The organism is Lentzea rhizosphaerae (assembly GCF_042649515.1).
In the GTDB taxonomy this organism is placed as follows: domain Bacteria; phylum Actinomycetota; class Actinomycetes; order Mycobacteriales; family Pseudonocardiaceae; genus Lentzea; species Lentzea aerocolonigenes.
Genome location: NZ_JBHRZI010000022.1, coordinates 111941 through 135138, shown reverse-complemented (window position 1 = coordinate 135138; position 23198 = coordinate 111941). Strand labels below are relative to the sequence as shown.

Here is a 23198-nt window from a genome sequence, read left to right as displayed (position 1 = left end):
GGGAAAACCGGCTCGGCTTGTGGTCGCCCTCCGATGGCGCGTACGGTCAGTGCGGACGGGAGTCCACATGAACCAGCTTCGACAGAGAACCACCTACGTCCAGTCCATCCCGATCGTCGCTCTCACCGGCGAGATCGACATGATGTCCTCGGCCCCGGTGACCAGCAGGATCGCCGAGCTGCTCGACCGCAAGCCACCCGCACTGGTGATCGACCTGCGGGAAGTGCGGTTCTTCGGATCCGAGGGGATTCGCACCCTCGTGGAGACCCAGAGCCAGGCAGACGAGCTCGGTGTGAAGTTCGGCGTCGTCAGCGACAGCAGAGTCGTGTTGCGCCCCTTGGAAATGACGGCCGTCGACCAGCTTCTGTTGCTGTTCAACGACGTCGACGACGCCGTCACGGCGCTGAGCGGTTGCTAGGCGGCTGACTCCGCACGGCTGCGCGAGCGCTCCACGAGATCCAGCAACAGGCCTTCTTTCGTGGACCACGGCGAGATGTCCACGACGTCGTGCCCCGAGACCTTCATCAACGCCTCCGCGACCACCGCGCCCGCCAGCGACTGCTGGGCCCGGTGGCGGGAGATCCCCGGCAGGGCCGCGCGTTCGCGCACCGAGAGCTTCGCCAGCCGGGGGATCCACTTCTCCAGGTCCTTGAGCCGCAACTGACGTGACGCGTACGTGTCGTTGCGCGCGCCGGCGAGCCGGGCCAGCTGTTCGAAAACTTTCGAGCACCCGACCGCGCGAGCGCTCTCATCGCGGGGAAACGCGGCGGCGATCCGGTCGCGGACCTCGGCCCGCATGTCCTGCACGGTCAGCCCGGCCCGCGTCAAAGTCCGCGCCCCCAAGGGCAAAGACACCGCGCGGTCCGGCTCCGCACCCGATCCCGCCGCCAGCTCGACAGTGCCGCCGCCGACGTCCAGAACCACCATGGGGCCGGCGCTGAAACCGAACCAGTGCCGCGCCGCGGTGTAGGAAAGGCGTGCTTCTTCCTTGCCCGACAAGACCTTCAGCTCGACGCCGGTGCGTCTCGCGACCTTGCGCATGACCTCGGCCGCGTTCGCGCTGTCCCGCACGGACGACGTGGCGAACGGCAGGAAGGGGACGTCGCCCGCACTCTTGCGGGCGACGAGCACGGCGGCGCACAGCGACTCGATGCCGGCCTTGCTGATGGCTCCGTCCGAGTCCAGCTCCCGGTCCAGCCGGAGCCGGACCTTGTGGGACACCAGCGGACGCAGCAGGTCTCGTTCCACGACCACCAGGTGTGCGCTGAAGCACCCGACGTCCAGAACACCTACCGACATCCGCCACCTTCCTTCTACCAAGTCTTCTTTACCACCCCATCGACGGCCATTGTGCGGAACTCAGCACCCGAACAGGCAATCTTGGACCGATGAGATGCGTTACAGTCACCCGATGTCACTGGCGGAGATCCCTTCCCGGCTCGAACGCGCCCTGAAATCGGCAGATCGCGGCGTGATCGTCCTGGCAGTGGACGGTCTCTCCTCGGACGTGGCCAAACAGTCCTGGCTGTCGGCCTCCACCACCTCCACGCTCTCCTCGACCGTGCCGTCGACGTCCGCGACGGCGTGGCTGACCGCGTTGACCGGCGTTCCCGCCGACGTCCACCGCGTGCCGGGAACGGTGTACCGCAACGGATCCGGCCTCGTGCACGCCATCAACGGCGCACCCGTGATCCCGGACCTGCCGACCGTGCTGGAACGGCACGGCGCCACCGTTGCGGCCCGCGAGCTCGACCACCTCGAAGGCACCTGGGCCCAGGCCCTCCTGCGGGGGTGCACCCGGATACCCGCGCCCCCGCGGCACAAACTCGGCGCCCAGGCGGACGATCCGCCCCTGCTCGTCGCGAACGTGGTGGCCGACCTGGACAAGGCGCTGCCGGACGCCAGGTTCCTCTGGACGTACGTGAACGTCGACGACCACGTGCACCGCAACGGGTACGACGAGTCGGTGCACGAGGCGATGCTGCGTCTGGACGCACACGCTTCCCGTTGGGCCGCACAGGGCTGGACCGTCGTGGCGCACTCCGACCACGGCCAGGTCGCCGTCGACCCCGATCCCGACCTCGTGGAGGCCTGGGACGCGATCGTGCGCGAGGAGTGCGTGATCGGATCCGGCGGCGCGGGACGCACGAGGTGGCTCTACCCGAAGGCCGAGCGCCTGGACGCCGTTTTCGACCGCGTGGCAACGACTCTGGGCTCCTCGGCCACCGTGCACCACGCCGGCGACCTGGGCCTGCCGCAACCCGAAGCCGGTCCGGTCGTGGCGGTCGCCGCGTCGCCGAGGTTCCCGATCCCGGACCCTTCCAGGAAGTTCGAGCACGGCGGCCTGAGCCGGGACGAGATCGACGTGCCCTTCGCGGTCTGGCAGGCCGTACAGTAGGTGGTGTGCGCATCGAGTTTTCGAGCTCCATAAGGGAAATCGATGCTGCCGATTGGGATTCGGTGGTCCGCGAGAGCGGTGCGCCGGTCTTCTACGAGCACGCGTACCTCACCGCCTTCGAACAGGCGCCGCTGACGGACGTCGAGGCGTTCGCGTACTTCGTGGTGCGTGACGGCGACAAGCCCGTCGCCGTGACGCCCGCCTACCTCCAGACGGCGCCGGATCCGTTGCGCCGCCTGCACGAGGCGTACCCGGAGGCACGCGACCAGCGGGCACTGCTCAGCCACGCCTGGCACTGCTACGACACGCGCGTGCCGGCCACCGCGGAGGTCCTGCCGAGGTTGCTCGACGCCATGATCCGCACGGCGTCGATCTTCAAGGCGCAGTGGTGCGGCTTCCAGAACGTCCGGCGCGGCAGCGACCTCTCCGTGGCGTTGCGGGCGAACGGTCTGCCCGCGCGCCACCTCGCCGCCAGGTGGGCCACCGAACTCGGGTCGTACGAGCACTACCTCGCCCGGCTGAGCCAACGCGCACGGGCGAACCTGCGCCGCAACGAACGCCGAGCGCGGGAAGCCGGCGTCGTGACCGAGGTCGTGGGCGTCGAGGACGCCGCGCTCGACGAGATCACCCTGTTGTGCGACAAGACCGCGACCCGTTACGACAACGGCGGGTTCTTCTCCGGGCCGGCGTTCGCCAAGTTCGTGACCGCGCTCGGCGACCTCGCACACGTGGTCGAGGTCCGGCAGCACGGCAGGCTCGTCGCGGCCGGGGTCTGTCTCACCGACGCGACCCGCTTCCACACGTGGAGATGCGGTGTCGACTACGCGGTCGACGGCCGGTACAGCCCGTACGGCGTGCTGTTCGCCGAGTCGATCAGGCTGGCGATCCGGCTCGGCAGGACCACGCTGGAGGACGGCAGGGGCAACGCGAGCTTCAAGCGGCGGCACGGACTGCACCCGTGCCCTCTCGACGCCACGCTGATCCGAATCTGAATTGTTCACCCTTGTGAACAATTCTTTCACAACGTCGAAATCCAGCGCGTTCACGTATCTGACCAGCCAAATCAATTTTTGACTTCTCTTTACAGACCTTGATCGGATCTGGCAGGGTGACGCCGGGCGCAAGGACATGAAAGGGACTGGACGGTCTCGTGAATCTGTCTCGACGCACCCTTCTGGCGTCTGCCGCGGCCACTCCCCTGCTCACCGGAGCCGGGGTCGCACTCGGTGCCGGGGAGGCTGCCGCTTCCCCTGCCGAGCTGCGCGGCGCGCTCGACTACGGGCTCACCAAGCTGAGGGCGGTCGCACCGGGCATCACGTCGTTCCCGGAGATCACCCGGTTCGAGAAGTGGACCTACGTCGCCGACGGCGGCTGGATCGGCGGTTTCTGGCCGGGCACGTTGTGGCTCGCGCACCTCGACAGCGGCGACGCGCAGTTCCGCGCGCTGGCCGAGGCCGCGAACGACAGGCTGGCGCCGCGCCGCCTCGAACCCCGCGACCACGACCTGGGGTTCCTGTTCTCCCCGTCCTGGGTCACCGCCTACCGGCTCACCGGCGCCGCGTTGTGGCGTGACGGCGCGGTCGACGCGGCGAACACGCTGATCCAGCGCTGGAACGCCACCGGGAAGTTCATCCGCGCGTGGGGCAAGCTCGGCACGCCGGGCAACGCGGGCCGCGTCATCATCGACACGATGATGAACCTGGACCTGCTCGCGTTCGCGACCGAGCAGACCGGCGACCGGAAGTTCATCGACATCGCGATCGCTCACGCCAGAACCACGCAGACGCACTTCGTCCGCGCGGACGGCTCGACGCCGCACGTGTTCGACTTCAACCCGGACACCGGCGCGCCGATCGGCCCGAACACCGTGCAGGGCTACAGCCCGACGTCCTGCTGGGCGCGCGGCCAGGCGTGGGGCATCTACGGTTTCACGACGATGTACCGCCGCACGGGCCTGCGCGAGTTCCGCGACACCGCCCGCAAGATGGCGGACTTCGCGCTGTCCGCGCTCACCCCGGACCACGTGCCGGTGTGGGACTACCGCTCTCCGTTGGGCGCCAACGACGTGAAGGACTCGTCGGCGGGCGCGATCATGGCGTGCGGACTGCTCGACCTGGCCAAGGTCACCGGCTCCGATCGCTACCGCGAGCGCGCCCTGAAGATCCTCGACGGCCTGGTCGGCACGTGCCTCACCACGAGGTCGGCGCGCGCCGAGGCGATCATGGCGCGCGGCACCCGCAACCGGCCGTCCGAGGACGGCGTGGAGGTCTCGCTGCCCTACGGCGACTACTACCTTTTCGAGGCAATCCTGCGCGTGCTCAAGCCCGCCCAGATCGCCAAGGCCATCGGCCTCTGAGTCGATGAACGGCGCATTCGTTCACGTCAGGTGGACGAATGCGCCGTTCATCGAGCACACCTACTTCTCGATGACGCGGGCGGTGGGGCCGTTCGACCACGTCGCTTCCAGGCGGGAGAGGCGGCCCTCGGCGTTGCGGAAGTTCACCACCAGCGGGCCGCCGGGTTGTTCCACGGCCACCGACCAGCCGTCGGCGGGAGTGGCCGACAAAGCCTCGACGCCCGCCTGGCGGTAGCGCACGACCACGTCACCGCCGCGCAGGTGGAACGCGTGGACGTACGAGCCGTCCGACTGCCATTCCCCCTGCGGAAGTTGAGCCGAGGTGGGACGCGCATCCGTACTACTGGGAGGAGCCGGAACGGACGAACTGGGAGGCCTGGTGGACGAGGGCGTGACAGGGGACGGGCTGATCGAGGGACCGTCGTCGGGCACCGGAACGCTGATCGAGGTGACGGTCGGCATCGGCAGCACCGCCGGGCCCGTCGGGGAGTTCACCGCGGCCACGGGCGCGGGTTCCATCGCCAACCGGATGCCGAACCAGGACAGGCCGATGGTCACGGCGGTCACCAACGCCCAGGCGACCAGGTATCCGATCGACCGTCTCACCGCGAGGACCCTCCCGTAGCATGGCATCGGTACTGCTGGTCGAGGACGACCCGGTGGTGCGAGCGGCGATCACGCGCGCTCTCACGGGCCAGGGCCACATCGTGCACGGTGTCGCGCTCGCGATCGAGGCTTTGCGCGAAGTCACCGCCAACAGCTACGACGTCGTGGTGCTCGACCTCGGGCTCCCCGACCTCGACGGCGGCGACGCGCTGCGGATGATCCGAGGCGTCACGAACACCCCGGTCGTGATCGCGACCGCCCGCGACGACGAGGCCGAGATCATCCGGCTGCTCAACGCGGGCGCGGACGACTACCTCGTGAAGCCCTTCTCCAGCGAGCACCTGGAAGCCCGGCTGCAGGCCGTGCTCCGGCGTGCGCGGGACAGCAAGCAGCTCGTCGTCGGTGGCCTCGAGATCGACGTGAACCTCCGCAGGGCCACTGTGGACGGTCAGGACCTCTCCTTGACGCACAAGGAGTTCGAGCTGTTGTCGTATCTCGCGGCACGGCAGGGCGAGGTCGTCCCGCGCGCCGAGATCCTCGCGAGCCTGTGGCCGTCGACGCGCGACGACCAGACGCTCGACGTCCACCTGTCGTGGTTGCGCCGCAAGCTCGGTGAACGGGCCGCGCAGCCGCGTTACCTGCACACGGTGCGCGGGGTCGGCGTTCGTCTGGTCGCACCGAGATGAGGCGGTCACTGGTCCTGGTCGCTCTCGCGGCGACCAGTCTGGTGGCGCTGGCTTTCCTCATCCCACTCGCTCTCGTCGTCAAGAGCGCGGCGTACGAGCGCGCACTCGGCGAGGCCGAGAAGCAGGCCAACGCGCTCGTCCCGGCGCTGGTGATCACCAAGAAGGCCGCGGACATCCGGCAGGCCATCCGCAGCACCCCGTACGGCGCGCAGCAGCGACTCGCGGTGCACACCGGTGTCCCGGCCGGCACCCTCGGCACCTCTCACATCACCGCCGCCAACCTCGAGGAGGCCCGAAAACTGGCGACGGCTTCCACTGTCGAGCGGCCTGATGGCATCTCCTATCTCCAGCCGCTGGCCACCAGTGCCAACGGGGTCGCGATCATCGAGGCGTTCGTCCCGCGCGAGCAGCTCACCCACGGTGTGATCGGCACGTGGTGGGCGCTGGCCGGTGTCGCGGTCGGGCTCGTCGCCATCTCGGTGTTCGTCGCCGACCGCCTGGGCGCGCGGGCCGTCAAGGCCACGCGACGCCTGGCGGAGGGCGCCCGGCGGATGGGCCAGGGCGACCTCACGGTGCGCGTCCCGGTCAAGGGACCACCGGAGCTCGCGGAGGTCGGCAGGGCGTTCAACACGATGGCCGAACGCGTCCGGCACCTCCTCGCCGCCGAACGGGAGGTGGTCGCCGACCTCTCGCACCGCCTCAGAACCCCCCTCACGGCCCTTCTCCTGGACGCGGATGCCCTCGGACAGGGGTCGGGGGCGGATCGCGTGCGCACGGCCGTTCAGGGGCTTGAGAGAGAGGTCGGCGAGATCATCAAGGCGGCCCGGTCCGGCCTCCAGCCCGACGACAGCGGGGTCGACGCGGCAAGTGTCGTCCGCGACCGGCTGGTGTTCTGGTCCGCGCTCGCCGACGACCAGGAACGCCCGTGGACCGTCCGGGGCGCCGACAAGCCGGCCCACGTGCCGTTGTCCCGCACCGATCTCACCGCCGCGCTGGACGCGTTGCTGGGCAACGTCTTCCGGTACACGCCGGAGGGCACCCGGTTCGCCGTCACCCTGGTGCACCAGGCCGATCTGGTGGCGCTCGTGGTCGAGGACGCCGGTCCCGGCATCGCGGACACCGAACGGGCGGTGCGGCGCGGCGCCAGCGGTGGTGGTTCCACCGGACTGGGGCTCGACATCGCCCGCCGCGCCGCGGAGAGCACGGGTGGTTCTCTCCACGTCGACCGCGGGCCGTTGGGTGGGGCGCGCGTGCAATTGAGGCTCCGGAGGCACTAGGCGCCCTCGTGGGGCGGAAAGAACACCGCCGGCGGCGAACGGACCGTGGGACGGGTCCGTCGCCGCCGGCGGGCACCGGCCGGCTGCGCCGCACCGCTGCCGCACCACCGAGTTCCGAGCAGGAGGGTGGAACCCGATGAGCAGTGCGCGCTCGCCTTCCCACACCGGTGTAAGAGGTGGATCAGCCGGGGCTCTCGGCGTCTGGTGTGGGGACCGGCGTATTCAGCTGGTCTGTGTGATCGTTTTTGCGATCTGACACGAAGTTAGCCGACGGGCCGCCGTCGCCAATCCACCGTTCAGACGATTAATCCGTTTTAAATATATTTAAGTTCGCCCGGTCGGCTGTCCTCGGGTTAAGTCCATTTAAGATAACGTCACTGCCACTCCGCCGCCATCCATCCCCCGAAATGGAAGGCGCCTCATGCTCAGTGTGATGGCAGCAACGAGTTTGGCAGTGTCGCTCCTCGTCGCCCCCGAGGCGCCGAGCACCGCGGATGTCGTTCCTCCCGGAAAAATCACCGTCGACGTCGTCACCGTCAACGGTTCCGGGTGCCCGGCGGGAACAGCCGCCGTCGCCGTCGCGGACGACAACACCGCATTCACGGTCACTTACAGCGACTACACGGCGCAGGCCGGTTCCGGATCGTCACCGACGGACTTCCGCAAGAACTGCCAGCTGAACCTGCGCGTGCACTACCCGCAGGGCTTCACGTTCGGCATCGCGAAGGCCGACTACCGCGGGTTCGCACACTTACCCAGAGGCGCGAAGGGCATGCAACGCGCCAGCTACTACTTCTCCGGCTCGTCCTCGACCACCCAGAGCACGCACAACATCCCCAGCCCCCTGACCGACAACTGGCAGTTCACCGACTCCACCCCCGTCGCGGAGATCGTCTTCGCACCGTGCGGCATGGTGCGGCACCTCAACGTGAACACCGAGGTTCGCGTGACGGCGAACCCCTCGACGAACCAGCCGGCGTTCGTGTCCATGGACTCGACCGACGGCAGCGTCAACACCCGCTACCAGTTCGCCTGGAAGCGATGCTGAGCAAGAATGATCACGGAGCGCGCCCGGTGTTCTACTCACGGTGAACGCCGGGCTCTCTCACCGTGACCCGCACGTGACTTTTGACGGGTGAGTCAACCAGGCCATTGCTTCCTCCGTATACCCATGTAGATTCCCGCACACCGCGACGGCCATTCGGGTGACCGTCGTTGGATCGCGCGCCGCACGCGAAACGGAGGCAGAATGCAGGCGAACGCCCAGACCGCCCAGGTCGACGACCTGACACTCATCGCGCTGCCCACCGCGGTGAACTGCGCGGATCTGTTCGTGCGCTTCACCCTCGGTGAATGGCGGCTGCGCAACATGATCGGCGAGTGCTCGGCCGTCGCGTGTGCGCTGGTCGAAGCGGCGATCGAGTCCGCGGACCCCAAGACCTCGCGGCTGATCACGCTGCGACTGAGGCTGAGCGGTGACTACCTGGTCATCGAGCTCGAAGCGGCCCGGTTCACGATGCCGCCCACCTCGCCCGACCTGCGCACCGGCGAGCTGCAACTCGCCGGCGGCATCAAGCTGATCTGGTGCGAGCTCGCGCTGCCGACCGGCGTGAACGCCAACGCGGTACCGCTGCCCCGGCGCGAGAAGCGCCGCTCCCCCGCAGCCGAGGCCCTGGGCGACGAGCCGGACGTCGATCCCGAGCTCATCCAGCGCATCCTGTTCGGCCTCGGCGGCTCGATGGGCGGCGGCAACCAGCGGTAAACCGCTTCACCACGAGTTTCACCCGGAAAGGCGCGTCCATCAGTGGACGCGCCTTTTTCGTGCCTGCCGGACACACCGGTGTGGACGCTTCACGAATTGAGTTCCACAGCCCAGACGTGCACTGCTCCGTTCGAGGCGTGTTACATTCCCGCGGCGCCGGAGCCTCACGTTTCTGAACAGCGTTCTTGCGGTACGGGTGGAAATTGACCGACACGCTCCCCGACTCGGCCTTCAGATGCTGTAACCGATCGAACACAAAATGTGACAAATAGTTGGCGCGCATTTAATTGCGTCCGCACCCGGCAATGTTGCTCTGGTTGGCGGACGGTTGTTCGACACCCTTATCCGATACGGTCTCGTATCACGCCGCCCGAACTGTCCTGCACATTCGGAAAGGTGTCCCATGATTAGCGCGTTGGCTGCAGCCGGTCTGGCTCTGTCCACCATCGTCATTCCCCCGGCCGTGGATCCGCCCCCGCCGGGACAGATCACCATCGACGTCGTGACCGTCAACGGCTCCGGCTGCCGCCTCGGCACGGCCGCCGTCGCGGTGTCCCCCGACAACAAGGCTTTCACCGTGACCTACAGCGAGTATCTGGCTCAGGTCGGCCCGCAGGCGAAGCCCACCGATTTCCGCAAGAACTGCCAGCTGAACCTGAAGGTCAACGTGCCGGGCGGATTCACCTACGGAATCGCGCAGGCCGACTACAGAGGCTTCGCCGACCTGCAGAGGGGGGCGAAGGGCACGACGAAGGCGAGCTACTACTTCCAGGGAATGTCGGACACCGACCAGCGCTCGAAGACGTTCAACGGCGGTATCAGCGACAACTGGCAGGTCACCCACCAGACCCCCGTCGCCTCCATCATCTACCACCCGTGCGGGGAGAGGCGGAACTTCAACGTCAACACCGAGCTGCGTGTGGAGAAGGGCACGTCGGACCCGAAGAAGACCAGCTTCATGACGATGGATTCGACCGACGTCTCATTCTCGACGTTGTACCACTTCGCGTGGAAGAAGTGCCCCAAGTAGGAGACGGCACCTGGACAGGCCGCCGGGCCCCTTGGTTCCCGCCGCACGGGACCAAGGGGCCTTCTGCTGCTACCGCTGTCAGATGTTCTGGTTCGCGAAGCCCTTGGTCGCGATCTTCGACAGCATGGCCTGCCACACCGAGGAGCTGGTGTGCGGGTCACCGGTGACGCCGAGCGCGGACTTGAGGCCGTTGAACGCGTTCTGCGTGTTCGTGCCCCAGTCGCCGTCGATCACGAGGCCCGAACCGCGGAAGTTGTTGCACACGGCCTGAACGAACTTCGTGTCGGACTCGGAGTCCTTGAGCACGCGGACCGGCATGCCACCGAAGTCGGCGTGGATGTGGTCGGCGTGGTCGGCGTTGTACCAGCCGTCGAGGACGTAGCGGAACCTGCGGCGGCACACGGCTTCCGTCGCCAGGTAGCGCTTGCGGACCGAGGCGGTGCCCGACGCGTGGGCCTTGTCGAGCGGCGAGATGGTGTTGCCGCCGGACCAGCGGACGTGGTCGAGGTCCATCGCGGTGCCGGCGCCGTGCTGGCCCGGCTTGTCGACGTAGAAACCGGCGGAGACGATGTAGCTGATCGAGCCGTAGGCCGACGAGAGCGAGCGCAGGTCCCGGATCCAGGCGACGAGCGCGTTGTAGAACGCGTCGGTGCACTGCCAGTTGCGCAGGGTGGTGTTGCCGCGGTTGGAACGCCAGTAGTAGACGGGCGTGCCGTCGATCTTCTGGAACGTCATCATCGCCAGGGCACCGGCCTCGGCGGCCTGGATCTCCGCGTCGGTGTGCTGGTCGGCGATCTTCGGGTCGGCACTCGCCAGGCCCGGAGCGATGGTGGACAGGCCGGCGAGACCGGCGACGGCCGCCGCGCCGGTGACGAAGCCGCGCCTGGTGACGTTGTTCTCGAACACCCCAGTTCTCCCTCTGTGTCCTCGCCGGGGCGGACAGGACGAGGGGCCTGTCTCACCACCGGCGCGAGGGAGTCTAGGGATCACGTTCAGAACGGGGAATCCGCTCTGACCTGCGGTTTTCCTTTGTCTTTACCGCACCGGCCCGAGCACGCGGATCAGGCTCTTCTCGGTGTCGTTGCCCAGTTTCTCGAGCGCCAGCTTCGCCACCGGAGCGCCGAGCTTCGCCAGTCCGGTGAACTCGAGGTGGGCGTGGTAGCCGATCCTCGTCGTGCCGGGCGTGGAGCCGGCGGTGATCGAGATGTCGTCCGTCGCGGTGGCGGTGTCGTTGCGGCCGACGAACTGGAGCCCGTTGGGGTCGTCGCGGGTGAGCTCGTAGACCAGCTCGGTCTTGCGGCCGAGGAACGTCGACACGTTGCGCCAGCGGGAACCGACCTCGACCGGTCCCTCGTCGAGCCGCGTGCACGTGACGGTGCCCGGATCCCACTGCTCGGTGCGGGCGAAGTCGCGCAGGTACTCCACGACCCCCTCGGGCGAGGACGCGACGGTGAACGTGCGCTCGACGTCGACACCGGTCTGCTGCGGCGCGTTGAACGACCGCGGCGCGAGGCGAAGTCGTTGCTGCTCCGCCAGTTCCGCCTGACTCTCGGCCCGGCGCAGCAACCGGTCCAGCCGTTCCGCGTCGACGCCGGGCAACGTCTGCAGCGTGCGCCACATCGTCGCCTTGGCGTCGATGCCTGTGCGCAACGCCTCCAGCTCGACCACGTCGCTCAGCGGAGAACGGCCCAGCAGCCTGCCGTTGAGCTTGAGCCTGCCCGCCTTCTCGGCGAGCCAGCCGATCGCCTCCTTGTGCGGGCGCGGCTCGACGCCGAACGAGCGCATGACGTCGAGGAGCTCCTTGCGGTCGGCGTCGACGTCGTCCGCGAGGACGCGCAGTTCGGGGTGCGTGCGGCTGATGCGACGCGCGAGTTCGGTGCCCGCGGACGCCCCGGCCAGGTGGTCGTTGAGGTAGATGCCCAGCAGCTCCGTGTTCACAGCTTTTCCCGTTCCTTCGCTTGCACCGGTTCGAGGATGATCGGCTGAGCGCGGCGCCCGGTGACGATGTTCCACGCCCACTGGATCAGCACCGCGGCCCGGTTGCGCCACCCGACCAGGAACGCGATGTGCACGACCGCCCACGCCGCTTTGCCGATCAGTCCCTTGAGCCGCAGCTTCTTGACGTCGGCGACGGCGTCACCGGGTGAGATCGTCGCCATCGTGCCGAGGTCGAGGTACCTGAACGGCTTGGCTTCACGGCCCTGCAGCCGTGCCTTGATGACGCGGGCGACGTGGTGCCCTTCCTGGATGGCGGGCTCGGCGATGCCGGGCAGGTCGTTGAGGTTGACCATGTCGCCGATGGCGAAGACGTTCCCGGTGACCGAGCAGTCCGCGGGGTTGACCTTGATGCGGCCCTTGCGGTCGGTTTCGGCACCGGTGGCCTCGGCGAGCTCGCGCGCCAGCGGAGAGGCCTGCACCCCGGCCGCCCAGATGATCGTCCGCGCCTCGACCCGGTCACCGTTCTTGGTGGTGATGCCCTCGTCGTCGATCGACTCGGCCATGGCGCCGGTCATGACGGTGATTCCGAGCTGCTCGAGCTTCCGGCGGGTGTGCTTCCGCAGCGGCTCGGAGAACGGCGGCAGCACGTCCGGCGCGGCGTCCAGCAGCGTGATCCGGATGTCGCGCGGGTCGATCTCGCGGAACTGCCCCTTCAACGCCCGCCGCGCGAGGTCCGCGAGCTGCCCGGCGAGCTCCACGCCGGTGGGTCCGGCCCCGACCACCGCGAACGACAGCCACTGCTTCGGATCGTCCGACGCCACGGCCGTCTCGAACGCCCGCAACAACCGCGACCGCAGGTCAACGGCCTGTTCGAGGGTCTTCATCGGCGGCGCCGACGCGGCCCACTCGTCGTGCCCGAAGTAGCTGTCCCGCGCGCCCGCCGCCACGACCAGCGTGTCGTACGCGACCTCCCGCGACCGCCCGTCCGTCACGTCGACGTGGACCAGCCGGTTCGTGGTGTCGAACCCGGTCACCTCGCCCAGCAGCACACGGGCGTTGCGCTGCTTGCGCAGGATCGCCCGGAACGCCGGCGCGACGTCGCCAGCGGGCAGCAGAGCGGTCGCCACCTGGTACAGCAGGGGCTGGAACAGGTGGTGGTTGGTGCGGTCGATCAACGTGACCTCGACGTCGGCGCGTTTGAGCCCGCGCACGACACCCAGGCCGCCGAAACCACCACCGACAACGACTACGCGGTGCTTACCCATGCCAGTCACGTACCCACTCGGAGCGCCCGCTATCCGGCACGCCTGGCAGCGGTGGCTGAACGGCCCCTCACTCCGGACCGCATACCAACTCCGAACGCCGGGTATCCGCCCGCCATGACCACCACTGCTGACCAGTCGCTCTGGCTCGCCGCCCTCGGCACTCCCCGGCCTCCTCTCACCGGCGAGCACACCTACGACGTGGCCGTGGTCGGCGGTGGCATCACCGGCCTCACCACGGCCCTGCTGCTCAAGCGGCGCGGACTGAGCGTGGTGGTGCTGGAGGCCGACAGGGTCGCGTCCGGCGTGTCCGGCAACAACACCGCCAAGGTCACCGCCCTGCAGTCCACTGTGTACTCGCAGATCCGGCGCACCCACGGCCTCGCAGCCGCCACCGACTACGCCACGGCGTCCCAGGCGGCCGTCGCCCAGGTCGCGGACCTGGTGAAGCTCGAAGGCATCGAGTGCGACCTGCGCCGCGCACCCGCCGTCACCTACGCCTACACCGAGTCCGAGGTGCAGGACGTCGACCACGAGCTGATCACCGCCCGCCAGGTCGGGCTGCCGGTCCGGGCGAGCGTTGACGTCGACCTTCCGTTCGAGGTGCACGCGGCGATCAGGCTCGACGACCAGATCGCGCTGCACCCGGTGAAGTACCTGCAGGGACTGGCGAACGCGGTCGACGGCGGCGGAAGCAGGGTCTGCGAGCACAGTCGCGTGATCGACGTGACGGGCACGCGGGCGTCCACAGAGGACGGTCACGTCAACGCCTCGCAGATCGTGATCGCCACGCACTTCCCGACGCTGGACCGCGGTCTCTACTTCGCGCGCATGGAGTTGACCCGCGCCTACTGCATCGCCGCACGGGTGAGCAGGCCGCCGGAGTCGCTCGCCATCAGCACCGGCAGCCCGTCGTGGTCGGTGGCGGCGCACGGGGACAAGCTGATCCTCGCCGGCCAGAGCCACCCGACCGGCAAGCCCGCCGTGGAACCGTTCCGGCGGCTGGAGGACTTCGCGCGCAGGCACTGGCAGGTCGAGGAGATCACCCACCGCTGGTCCGCGCAGGACCCGACGTCCTACGACCACCTGCCGATGATCGGCAGCTACACGCCGGGCAGCGACACCCTGTTCACCGCCACCGGCTACATGAAGTGGGGGCTCACCAGCGGCACGTTCGCGGCGTCACTGCTCGCGGACCTCGTGACCAGCAAGCCGAACGACCTGGCCGAGCGCTTCAGCCCGCACCGGCTGTCGCTGAAGTCGTTGCCGGAACTCGTGAAGAAGAACGCCGAGGTCGCGGTGGAGTTCGTCGGTGACAGGGTGATTCCCGCCGACGCGACGTCCAGCGAGAACCTGCCGCCCGACCACGCCCACGTCATCCGCGACGGGCTGGGCAAGACCGGCGTCTACCGCGACGCCGACGGGCAGCTGCACGCGGTGTCGTTGCGCTGCACGCACCTCGGGTGCCTGGTGCGGTTCAACGCCGCCGAACGGAGCTGGGACTGCCCGTGCCACGGGTCGCGGTTCGACATCGACGGGGAGGTGCTGGAGGGGCCGGCGACCAAGCCCCTCCCCAAGCGCGACCCCCGCTAGGCCGGGTAGCCGAACGTCCTGCCCGTCGCTGCTCCTGTTTGGCGCGAAAAGCACGTTCTGGCCATCTATTGGCCCCAATGTCACGTTCGCGCCAAACGGGCCTGGGGAGCGAACGTGACGTTCGGGCGATCTAGCGGCCCGAACGTGCTTTTCGCGCCAAAACCGGGGCAGCGACGGTGCGGACAGGAGTTTTGGCCTGGTGCCTAGTTCTTCGCCACCAACGTCAGAACGTCGTAGCGCGCCACCGACTCGCCCTTCTGGTTCACCACGTCGGCGTCCCAGCGCACCTCGCCGTACTCCTGGTCCTCGCGTGGCGTGATCTGCTTGACGGTCAGCGTCACCGTGAGCGTGTCACCGGGGAACGTCGGCGTGAGGAAGCGCAGGTTCTCCAGCCCGTAGTTGGCCAGCACCGGGCCGGGCTCCGGTGAGACGAACAGGCCCGCCGCGAACGACACCACGAGGTAGCCGTGCGCGACCCGTCCGCCGAAGAACGGGTTCGCCGCGGCGGCCTCCTCGTCCATGTGCGCGTAGAACGTGTCGCCGGTGAACGAGGCGAAGTGCTCGATGTCCTCCAGCGTCACCTCGCGCGGGCCGGCGACGACCGTGTCGCCCAGGCGCAGTTCGGCCAGCGTCTTGCGGAACGGGTGCACCGCGTCGTCGCGGCGGGGCGCGCCGGTCACCCAGCGGTTCGTCACCGCGGCCAGCGTGCGCGGGCTGCCCTGCACGGCCGTGCGCTGCATGTGGTGCAGCACGCCGCGCATGCCGCCCATCTCCTCGCCGCCGCCGGCACGTCCGGGGCCGCCGTGCACCAGCATCGGCAGCGGTGAGCCGTGCCCGGTCGACTCGCCGGCGTCCTCGCGGTCGAGCACCAGCAACCGGCCGTGCCACGGTGCCACGCCGATCACGACGTCGCGCACGAAGTCGGTGTCGGCGGACACGATCGAGCCGACCAGCGAACCGGAACCGCGCGCTGCCAACGTGACTGCGTCGTCGACCGACGAGTACGGCATCAGCGTCGACACCGGCCCGAACGCCTCGACCTCGTGCGGCTGCACGGCGTCAGCGGAGGCACGCAGCAGCATCGGCGCCATGAACGCACCGCGCTCGGCGTCAGCGTCCACAAGGGACAGAGGGCCGTCGCCGCAGACCACCGAGGCGTTCTCCTGCAACGCCTTGAGCGACCGGCGGACCTCCTCGCGCTGCTCCAGACCGGCCAGCGCGCCCATGTTCACCGACTTGTCCGCCGGGTTGCCGATCACGACCTCGGCCAGCCGGGCCGCCGTCGCCTCGGCCACCGCGTCCATCAACGACTCGGGCACCAGCGCGCGCCGGATCGCGGTGCACTTCTGCCCCGCCTTGGTGGTCATCTCGGTCACCAGCTGCCCGACGAACAGGTCGAACTCGGGCGTGCCGGGCGTGGCGTCGGGGCCGAGGATCGAGCAGTTCAGCGAGTCCGCCTCGGCGTTGAACCGCACCGACGACCGGATCACGGCCTGGTGCGTGCGCAGGTGCTGGGCGGTCGACGCGGACCCGGTGAATCCGACCAGGTCCTGCGGCGTCAGGTGGTCCAGCAGGTCACCTGCCGAACCGCAGACGAGCTGCAGCGAGCCCTCGGGCAGCAGCCCGGACGCGAGCATGAGCTCGACCATCTTCTCGGTCACGTAGGCGGTCTGGGACGCGGGCTTGATCAGCGACGGCACCCCGGCGATGAACGCGGGCGCGAACTTCTCCAGAGGCCCCCACACGGGGAAGTTGAAGGCGTTGATCTGCACCGCGACACCGCGCAACGGCGTGCAGATGTGCTGGCCGACGAACGTACCGCCACGGCCCAGCGGCTCCAGCGCGCCGTCGACGAACACCTTGTCGTTCGGCAGCTCGCGCTTGGCCTTGGACGCGTACCCGAGCAGCACGCCGAAGCCGCCGTCGATGTCGACCCACGAGTCGGACCTGGTGGCACCGGTGCGCGCGGACAGCGCGTACAGCTCGGCCTTGTGCTCCTTCAGGTACAGCCCGAGCGCCTTGAGCAGCTGCGCGCGCTGGTGGAACGTGAGCTCGCGCAACGCCGGCCCACCGACCTCGCGGCCGTACCGCAGCGCCGCACCCATGTCGACACCCGCGGACGAGATCCGGGCGATCTCCTCCCCGGTCACGGCGTCGTGCAACGGCGCGCCCTCCACGGACGGCGTGTGCCATCCACCCGACACGTAGCTGCGCAGCAAGCTCATCGAGCCAACCTCCTGGAGCGGGGGCCGACGGATCCTCATCGACCCGGCTACCGGCAACGTATCAGCCGTCCAGCAGCGCGACGAGCGACGCCGCGTCGTCGGCCCGCCCCTGCGCCAGGTAGAGGGTGAGTGCCTGGTCCCACAGCTCACGGGCCTGCTCGCGCTGGTCCAGCGCGGCGTGCACGTCGCCGAGGTGGTGCAGCACGGTGGCCTCCTCGTAGCTGTTGTCCAGCTGCCGATACACCTCCAACGACTCGTGGTAGTGCTCGATCGCGGCCGCGGGCCTGCCGTCGTGGAACGCGATGTGCGCGAGACTGTCCAAAGTGGCCGCTTCGCCCTCGGCGTGGCCGAGCTTCCTGCTCAGCGCCATCGCTTGTTCGCAGTAGTCCGCGGCCTCGGCGTAGCGACCCAGGCACGCGTAGCGCCAGCCGACCTCGTTCAGGGCCTCGGCTTCCCGCAGCTCCAGGTCCGTCTTCCGATAGCCGTTCAGCGTGTGCAGCGCGTGCTCCAGCGCACCGGCGAGGTCTCCGGCGCGTTCCATCGCCCACGCCATCGCGCGATGGGCGCCCGCGCGGCCCGCGAAGTCGTCCTCGTCGTGCAGCTCCAGGCTGCGGGTGAGGTGGTTCCGGGCCAGTGCGTCACGCGAGAGCTGGGCGTAGACCAGGCCGACGCTCAGGTGGGCGGCCGCTTGTTTCGGCTTGTCCCCCAACTGTTCCGCGGCGCTGAGGCCGAGGTGCCACGTGGTCAGCTCGTCGGCCGTGCGGCCCCGTCTGCGGTGGTAGTGGTTCACCGTCCTGGCCAGCAGCCAGGTGGACTCGTGCCAGCCCTGCTCGGCCGCGACCCGCTGCACGGCGAGCAACGACTCGTGCTCCTCGTCGAACCACCGCATGGCGGCCGGGACGTCCGGGAATCTCTCGCAGGGTTCCAGCTCCGGCAGCGGCCGGTGCGGTTCCAGCGTCAGCGCACCGGCCCCCGCGCGCCGCACGAGGTGGTCGACGAAGCGGCGCAGGGCTTCGGTGTTCTTCCCGGCCAGGTCGGCCGCGTACAGGCGGACGAGGTCGTGCATGCGGTAGCGACCGGGCACGTGCTGCTGCACGAGGTGCGCGTTCTCCAGTTCCCGCAACACCATCCGCACCCGCGGCCGCGAGGAGAGGGCGTCGATCGCGGCCAGGCTCGCGTCCGGGGAAGGGATCAACCCGAGCAACGCGAACAGCTCCGCGGCCTCGGCGCTCAGCGCGTCGCGCGACCACGAGAACACCGTCCGCAGGTTCGCCTCGGCCTCCCCCGCGTCGAGGGCGTCGAGGCGGCACTCGGCCAGCTCGTCGGCGAGCGCGGACAACGGCAGGTCCCGGTCCATGGCCGCGCGCGCCGCCACGATGCTCAGCGCGAGCGGCAGCCCGCCGCACCACCAGACCAGCTCGCTGAGGTCACCGGGCTCGACGGGGACGCGCGCCCGCCCGAGCCGGGTCTCCAGGAACTCCCGCGCCTGGCTCGCACCCAGCACGTCCAGCGGCAGGAGATGAGCACCGGCGGCCAGCAGTCCCGGCATCCGGTTGCGGCTGGTGACGAGCACCGCGCACGACGGGTTCCCCGGCAGCAGCCCGGTCACCTGTCCGGTGTCGCGCGCGTTGTCCAGCAGGATCAGCACGCGCTTGTCCGCGAGCAGGCTGCGGTAGCGGTCGGCGCTCACCGGCCCGCCTGGCTCGCCCAGCGCGTCGAGGAACCCGCGCAGCGCCGCGTCCGTCGTGAGCGGCTCGCCGGACGGGTCGAACCCGCGCAGGTCCACGTACAGCTGGCCGTCCGGGTAGTCGTCCAGGTGCTGGTGCGCCCACTGGACTGCCAGCGCGGTCTTGCCCACACCTCCCGCGCCTGCGATCACCGTCACGCCTTCGCCGCGCACGTCGGCGAGCTCGGTCTCCCTGCCGGTGAACCACTGCTGCGGCGCGGGCAGCTGGCGAGGTGTGCGGGTGGGCTCCGCGGCGAGGATGCGCGCGTGCAGTGCGCGCAGCGGTGCACCGGGATCCACCCCGAGTTCCTCGGCCAGCCTCTGCCGGAGCGCCTCGTAGTGGCGCAGGGCCTCGGCGGAGTTGCCCGCGCGGTGCAGCGCGAGGATCAGCTGCCCGGCCAGCCGTTCGTCCACCGGCCGTTCCTCGGCGGCCTTGAGCAGCTCCGGCAGCACGGTGCGGCCGAGCTCGATCGCCAGGTCGTTGCGGTCCAGCTCGGCCTCGACCCGTTCGACGTGCAGTTCCTCCCTGAACGCCGCCAGCCACGGCGAGTCCAGCCCGGCGAGCGCGGGCCCGCGCCACAGCCCGAGCGCCTCGTCGAACAGCTCCAGCGCACGCTCGCCGGTCTGCCCGCGCGCCTGCTCGGCCAGCGCCCGGAACCGGTGCAGGTCGACCGAGTCCGCCCGCAGCCGGTAGCCACCCGGCTCCCGCTGGATGTCGAGCACCTGCCGCAGTTTCGACAGGTAGACGTACAGCGTGTCCTTGGCGCGCAACGGCGTCTGGTCTCCCCAGACGCGGTCGGCCAGCCGGTCGAGGGGCACCGGACGCCCCTGGTCCGCAAGCAACGCCACCAGCACCGCCCGCTGCTTGACGTGCCCGATGTCGACCAGGACCCCGTCCACGCGGACCTCCAGGTCACCGAGCAACGCGAAGTCGAACGTCAAGACACTCCCATCAGCCGATTCAAGATCCATCTTAGGTTCGTTTCAGACGGCTGCCCCACCGTTGTGAGCGTCAGAGGGGCAACCCGAACAGATCGCTCAAGGGGTATTACGTGAAGTCTCGCAACATCGTTCTGGCGATGGTCGGCGCCAGCCTCGCGCTGGCCGGAGTGGCCGCACCCGCCGCGTCCGCCGACGACGTGACCCGCAAGTCGGCGAGCTGCGATTCGCCGAGCGGCAAGAAGATCAACGTTTCCTGGGGAAGCGGCTCGCAGACCACCACGGTGTACTACAACAACCACTGCAACGAGAACCGGGCGCTCAGCTTCGCCTTCAACGGCTTCGGCGGCACGACCATCTGGAAGTGCTTCGTCGCTCCGGCGAAGGACAAGGGCAGCAAGAAGATCGAGCCGGCCAACCCGAAGGGCCTGATCATCAACGGGACCAAGTGCTGATCCCAGTTCCACCGAGCGCTCGGCCGGGTTGTCCCGGCCGAGCGTTTCACTTGCCTGATCGTCCCACCGCCGGGAACCATCGAGCGCGTGGACGAACTACGCGCGTTGCTCTCCCAGCACGCTCGCCCGGACCTGACCACGTCGATTCCCGACGTCCTGGTCTCGAAGACCACCGTCGGCGGCCCACCGACGCCGTCGATGACCGGCACGATCCTCGCGTTCGTCGCTCAAGGCCGCAAACGCATCGCGTTGGGCGACCGCGTGTACGACTACCGCGCAGGCCAGTACCTGGTGGCCTCGATCGACCTGCCGATCACCGGCAACTACGTCGGCATCAGCCCGTCCGCACCCGCGCTCGGCATCGGTCTGGTCCTGCGTCCGGAGCACGTAGCGGAACTCCTGGGCGACAACGACCTCCCCCAGTCCGCGGGCACCCCGGAGGGACTGGCCGTCAGCGACGCGACCCCGGAACTCGTCGACGCCGTCACGAGGCTCGCGCGCCTGCTCGGCAACCCGCGCGACGCCAGGGCGCTCGCCCCGCTGGTCAAGCGGGAGATCCTCTGGCGGGTCATGACCGGTGAGCAGGGCGCGGTGGTGCGTCAGCTCGGGTCCGGGGACAGCAGCCTGGGCCACATCGCCAGGGCGGTCGGCTGGATCCGGGAGAACTACGCCGAGTCGTTCAAGGTCGGCAACGTCGCGCGGATCGCGGGCATGAGCGAGTCGGCGTTCTACCGGAACTTCCAGGCCGTCACCGCGATGAGCCCGATCCAGTTCCAGAAGCAGATCCGGCTGCAGGAGGCACGGCTGCTGCTCGCGACCGGCCGGGACGTGACGAGCGTCAGCCACCGGGTCGGCTACGACAGCCCGTCGCAGTTCAGCCGCGAGTACCGCCGCCAGTTCGGCGCGCCGCCCAGCCGGGACGCGCTGCTCAGGCCGCAACCTGCTCTCTGACGGTCAGGTAGACCGCGCGGACCTCCAGCGTCCGTTCGACCTTCTCGATCAGGGGCGCGAAGAACTGGCGCCGGTGCTCGGCGTCGCTCATCGAGATCACCGAGAAGTACATGCTGCCGAACGCCGCGAACAGCGTCGCGTTGCGCAACATCGCGGACGGCACCCCGAGCCACGACATGGTCGGCGGCGCCCCGATCCACTGCTCGGCGATCTCCGGCGTGACGACGATCAGGCCGAGCACCACGAAGAACGCGTACAGCGCGAGTCCGACCACCGCCGCCTGCACGAGCTGGCGGATCGCGAGCATCACCAGCAGGTTGCGGCTCTGCCGGCCGTTCAACCGCTTGGGCTGCAACGGTTCGGCGATGTCCACCGCGGCCAGTGGCGTGCCCTTGCAGGCACCCTTGAGGATCTCCGGCCGCAGGTCCTGCTCGACCCTGCCGATCTCGTCGCGCAGGCGGGTGGCCGCGGCCAGCACGGTGATGGCGGCGAACAGCAGCACGATCAGGCTCACCCGCGGCCAGTGCAGCCGGTTCATCGCCTGCCACAGCTCACCGGTGAAGAACAGGAACAGCGTCACGAACAGCATCGGCGGCAGTGCCCGGCCGAGCAGGTGCACGCTGTTGCGCAGGTCGGCGATCACGTGCCGGATGGCGGCCTTCAGCAACGCGCCCAGGCCGTAGGTGGTGGCCAGCATGGTCGCCACGAAGGCCAGGCCGAAGAAGGCGATGAACCACAGCGGGACGACCCACCACTCGTAGTCAGGTCCTTCGGCACCTGGCGTGGTGATCTCGTCATTGGCCACGTACTGGAGCAACGGCACGATCACCGGCATCGCGGCGTACACCGCCAACAGCACGATGGTCGTGTGGCGCGAAAAACTCGGCAGTCGCCGGACGAACAACGAGAGCAGGATCCACGCGGACACCATGACCGCGACGATCACGCCGAGCAGCACCCACTTCGACAGCCCGGTCGAGCGGATCAGCACGAGCCACGCGAGGCTGCCGACCGCGACGAACGTCAGGGCCGGCAGCATCCGCGGCAACACGTGCGAGCGGAAGCCGTAGCCCTCGATCATGGTGGGCGCGCCCTGACGGACGAACCACTGCTCGGTCCGCCGGACCATCGCTTCCGAAGCCACGGCGTGGATCATGCCTCACCGCTCGAACAACCGCGCCATCACGCTGAAGTAGTGGGTCGGCGAGATGCGGGCGAGCGCGTCGAACACGTAGGCGTCGGGCCCGACGAGGATCCGCGCCTTGCCCCGTTCGACGCCGCGGTGGATGACCTCGGCCGCCTTGTCGGACGTGGTCAGCGCGATCTTGTCGAAGTCCGAGGCGATCTGCTCCAGCGACCGGCCGTCCTCGTCGAGCTCGGCGTGGATGCGCCCGTTGCGGATGATGTTGGTTTTGATGCCGCCGGGGTGCACGGCGACCGCCGAGACGCCGGTGCCGCGCAGCTCCTGGCGCAGCGAGTCGGTGAAGCCGCGGACGGCGAACTTCGAGGCGCAGTAGGCGCTCTGCTTCGGCATCCCGAGCAGCCCGAACACGCTGGAGGTGTTCACGATGACGCCGTAGTTGCGTTCGAGCAGCAACGGCAGGAACGCCCTCGTGCCGTTGACGACACCCCAGTAGTTGATGTCGAACAGCCAGGAGTCGTCTTCCGGCTGTGAGTTCAGCACGGTCGTGGACGTGGCTACGCCCGCGTTGTTGAACACGGCGGCGATGGGCAGGTCCAGCCAGTCGCGGACCTCCCCCGCGAACTGGTGCACGTCGTCCGCGTCGCGCACGTCGAGCACGCGGCTGAGCACCGGGCCGTGCAACGACTTGGCAGTTTCCTCGAGCCCTGCCTCGTCGACGTCGGCGATGACCACAGGTGAGCCGTGCCGGGACAGCCGCTGCGCGAGGCTGCGGCCGATTCCCGAGGCTGCTCCGGTGATCACCGCCGGTCGACCAGCGATCTTTCGCACCATGCGACCAGTAGATCACCAA

At 69.1% G+C, this 23198-nt stretch carries 21 protein-coding genes; 12 read left to right on the top strand and 9 right to left on the bottom strand.

Annotated elements, in window-relative coordinates:
* The first annotated feature begins 67 nt into the window (after window positions 1–67).
* A complete protein-coding gene (locus tag ACFOWZ_RS27055; RefSeq protein ID WP_382376702.1) occupies window positions 68–418 on the top strand; it encodes an STAS domain-containing protein in 351 nt (116 codons plus the stop codon).
* Here ACFOWZ_RS27055 and ACFOWZ_RS27050 read toward each other — a convergent pair.
* Complete coding sequence (locus ACFOWZ_RS27050; RefSeq protein WP_382376700.1) at window positions 415–1299, bottom strand: Ppx/GppA phosphatase family protein; 885 nt, start codon at window positions 1297–1299, stop codon at window positions 415–417. The two genes, ACFOWZ_RS27055 and ACFOWZ_RS27050, sit on opposite strands and share 4 nt — an antisense overlap.
* A 112-nt stretch (window positions 1300–1411) precedes the next feature.
* Here ACFOWZ_RS27050 and ACFOWZ_RS27045 point away from each other — a divergent pair, with 112 nt between their 5' ends.
* From ACFOWZ_RS27045 to ACFOWZ_RS27035, 3 genes are all read left to right on the top strand, one after another.
* Entirely contained in the window at window positions 1412–2398 is a 987-nt protein-coding gene (locus ACFOWZ_RS27045) for a hypothetical protein (protein WP_382376699.1), read from the top strand.
* 5 nt (window positions 2399–2403) lie between these two features.
* Window positions 2404–3390 (top strand): GNAT family N-acetyltransferase, encoded by a 987-nt coding sequence (locus ACFOWZ_RS27040; RefSeq protein WP_382376698.1) that lies wholly within the window; start codon window positions 2404–2406, stop codon window positions 3388–3390.
* 158 nt (window positions 3391–3548) lie between these two features.
* Window positions 3549–4754 carry a glucuronyl hydrolase gene (locus ACFOWZ_RS27035; protein WP_382376697.1) on the top strand — a complete coding sequence of 402 codons (1206 nt, stop codon included), beginning with the start codon at window positions 3549–3551 and terminating at the stop codon, window positions 4752–4754.
* Between the two features lie 60 nt (window positions 4755–4814).
* On the opposite strand, the gene ACFOWZ_RS27030 is transcribed toward ACFOWZ_RS27035, so the two are convergent.
* Window positions 4815–5360, bottom strand: a complete 546-nt coding sequence (locus ACFOWZ_RS27030) for a hypothetical protein (RefSeq protein WP_382376696.1) — start codon at window positions 5358–5360, stop codon at window positions 4815–4817.
* Window positions 5361–5380: 20 nt separating this feature from the next.
* Here ACFOWZ_RS27030 and ACFOWZ_RS27025 point away from each other — a divergent pair, with 20 nt between their 5' ends.
* The 5 genes from ACFOWZ_RS27025 to ACFOWZ_RS27005 all read left to right on the top strand — a co-directional run bounded on the left by ACFOWZ_RS27025 (window position 5381) and on the right by ACFOWZ_RS27005 (window position 10115).
* Window positions 5381–6046 (top strand): response regulator transcription factor, encoded by a 666-nt coding sequence (locus ACFOWZ_RS27025; RefSeq protein ID WP_382376695.1) that lies wholly within the window; start codon window positions 5381–5383, stop codon window positions 6044–6046.
* A complete protein-coding gene (locus ACFOWZ_RS27020; RefSeq protein ID WP_382376694.1) occupies window positions 6043–7323 on the top strand; it encodes a HAMP domain-containing sensor histidine kinase in 1281 nt (426 codons plus the stop codon). The genes ACFOWZ_RS27025 and ACFOWZ_RS27020 overlap by 4 nt, the downstream gene beginning before the upstream one ends.
* 421 nt (window positions 7324–7744) lie before the next feature.
* On the top strand, window positions 7745–8371 hold the full coding sequence (locus ACFOWZ_RS27015; RefSeq protein ID WP_382376693.1) for a DUF4360 domain-containing protein: 627 nt from the start codon (window positions 7745–7747) through the stop codon (window positions 8369–8371).
* A 201-nt stretch (window positions 8372–8572) separates the two neighbouring features.
* A complete protein-coding gene (locus ACFOWZ_RS27010; protein WP_030468799.1) occupies window positions 8573–9085 on the top strand; it encodes a hypothetical protein in 513 nt (170 codons plus the stop codon).
* 403 nt (window positions 9086–9488) lie between these two features.
* Window positions 9489–10115: a DUF4360 domain-containing protein gene (locus ACFOWZ_RS27005; RefSeq protein ID WP_382376692.1), complete on the top strand. Its 627-nt coding sequence runs from the start codon at window positions 9489–9491 to the stop codon at window positions 10113–10115.
* A gap of 78 nt (window positions 10116–10193) precedes the next feature.
* Here the strand turns inward: ACFOWZ_RS27005 and ACFOWZ_RS27000 are convergent, their stop codons facing one another.
* The 3 genes from ACFOWZ_RS27000 to ACFOWZ_RS26990 form a co-directional block, all read right to left on the bottom strand.
* Window positions 10194–11021, bottom strand: a complete 828-nt coding sequence (locus ACFOWZ_RS27000; RefSeq protein ID WP_382376691.1) for an extensin family protein — start codon at window positions 11019–11021, stop codon at window positions 10194–10196.
* Between the two features lie 129 nt (window positions 11022–11150).
* Entirely contained in the window at window positions 11151–12053 is a 903-nt protein-coding gene (locus ACFOWZ_RS26995; RefSeq protein ID WP_382376690.1) for an SRPBCC family protein, read from the bottom strand.
* Window positions 12050–13318, bottom strand: a complete 1269-nt coding sequence (locus ACFOWZ_RS26990) for an NAD(P)/FAD-dependent oxidoreductase (protein WP_382376689.1) — start codon at window positions 13316–13318, stop codon at window positions 12050–12052. Before ACFOWZ_RS26990 ends, ACFOWZ_RS26995 begins: the two co-directional genes overlap by 4 nt.
* Window positions 13319–13432: 114 nt before the next feature.
* Between ACFOWZ_RS26990 and ACFOWZ_RS26985 the strand changes: the two genes are divergently transcribed.
* Window positions 13433–14908 carry an FAD-dependent oxidoreductase gene (locus ACFOWZ_RS26985; protein ID WP_382376688.1) on the top strand — a complete coding sequence of 492 codons (1476 nt, stop codon included), beginning with the start codon at window positions 13433–13435 and terminating at the stop codon, window positions 14906–14908.
* 203 nt (window positions 14909–15111) lie between these two features.
* Here the strand turns inward: ACFOWZ_RS26985 and paaZ are convergent, their stop codons facing one another.
* Both paaZ and ACFOWZ_RS26975 read right to left on the bottom strand, forming a co-directional pair.
* Entirely contained in the window at window positions 15112–17133 is a 2022-nt protein-coding gene (gene paaZ / locus ACFOWZ_RS26980) for a phenylacetic acid degradation bifunctional protein PaaZ (RefSeq protein ID WP_382376687.1), read from the bottom strand.
* 61 nt (window positions 17134–17194) lie between these two features.
* Complete coding sequence (locus tag ACFOWZ_RS26975; RefSeq protein WP_382376686.1) at window positions 17195–19801, bottom strand: AfsR/SARP family transcriptional regulator; 2607 nt, start codon at window positions 19799–19801, stop codon at window positions 17195–17197.
* Window positions 19802–19911: 110 nt separating this feature from the next.
* On the opposite strand from ACFOWZ_RS26975, the gene ACFOWZ_RS26970 reads away from it, so the two are divergent.
* Both ACFOWZ_RS26970 and ACFOWZ_RS26965 read left to right on the top strand, forming a co-directional pair.
* Entirely contained in the window at window positions 19912–20253 is a 342-nt protein-coding gene (locus ACFOWZ_RS26970; RefSeq protein ID WP_382376685.1) for a hypothetical protein, read from the top strand.
* Between the two features lie 87 nt (window positions 20254–20340).
* The gene (locus ACFOWZ_RS26965; RefSeq protein ID WP_382376684.1) at window positions 20341–21204 is read left to right on the top strand and encodes an AraC family transcriptional regulator; all 864 of its coding nucleotides are present in this window, start codon (window positions 20341–20343) and stop codon (window positions 21202–21204) included.
* Here ACFOWZ_RS26965 and ACFOWZ_RS26960 read toward each other — a convergent pair.
* Together ACFOWZ_RS26960 and ACFOWZ_RS26955 are read right to left on the bottom strand one after the other, a co-directional pair.
* A complete protein-coding gene (locus ACFOWZ_RS26960; RefSeq protein WP_382376683.1) occupies window positions 21182–22348 on the bottom strand; it encodes a hypothetical protein in 1167 nt (388 codons plus the stop codon). The genes ACFOWZ_RS26965 and ACFOWZ_RS26960 overlap by 23 nt on opposite strands.
* A 15-nt stretch (window positions 22349–22363) precedes the next feature.
* On the bottom strand, window positions 22364–23179 hold the full coding sequence (locus ACFOWZ_RS26955) for an SDR family NAD(P)-dependent oxidoreductase (RefSeq protein WP_382376682.1): 816 nt from the start codon (window positions 23177–23179) through the stop codon (window positions 22364–22366).
* Window positions 23180–23198: the final 19 nt, after the last annotated feature.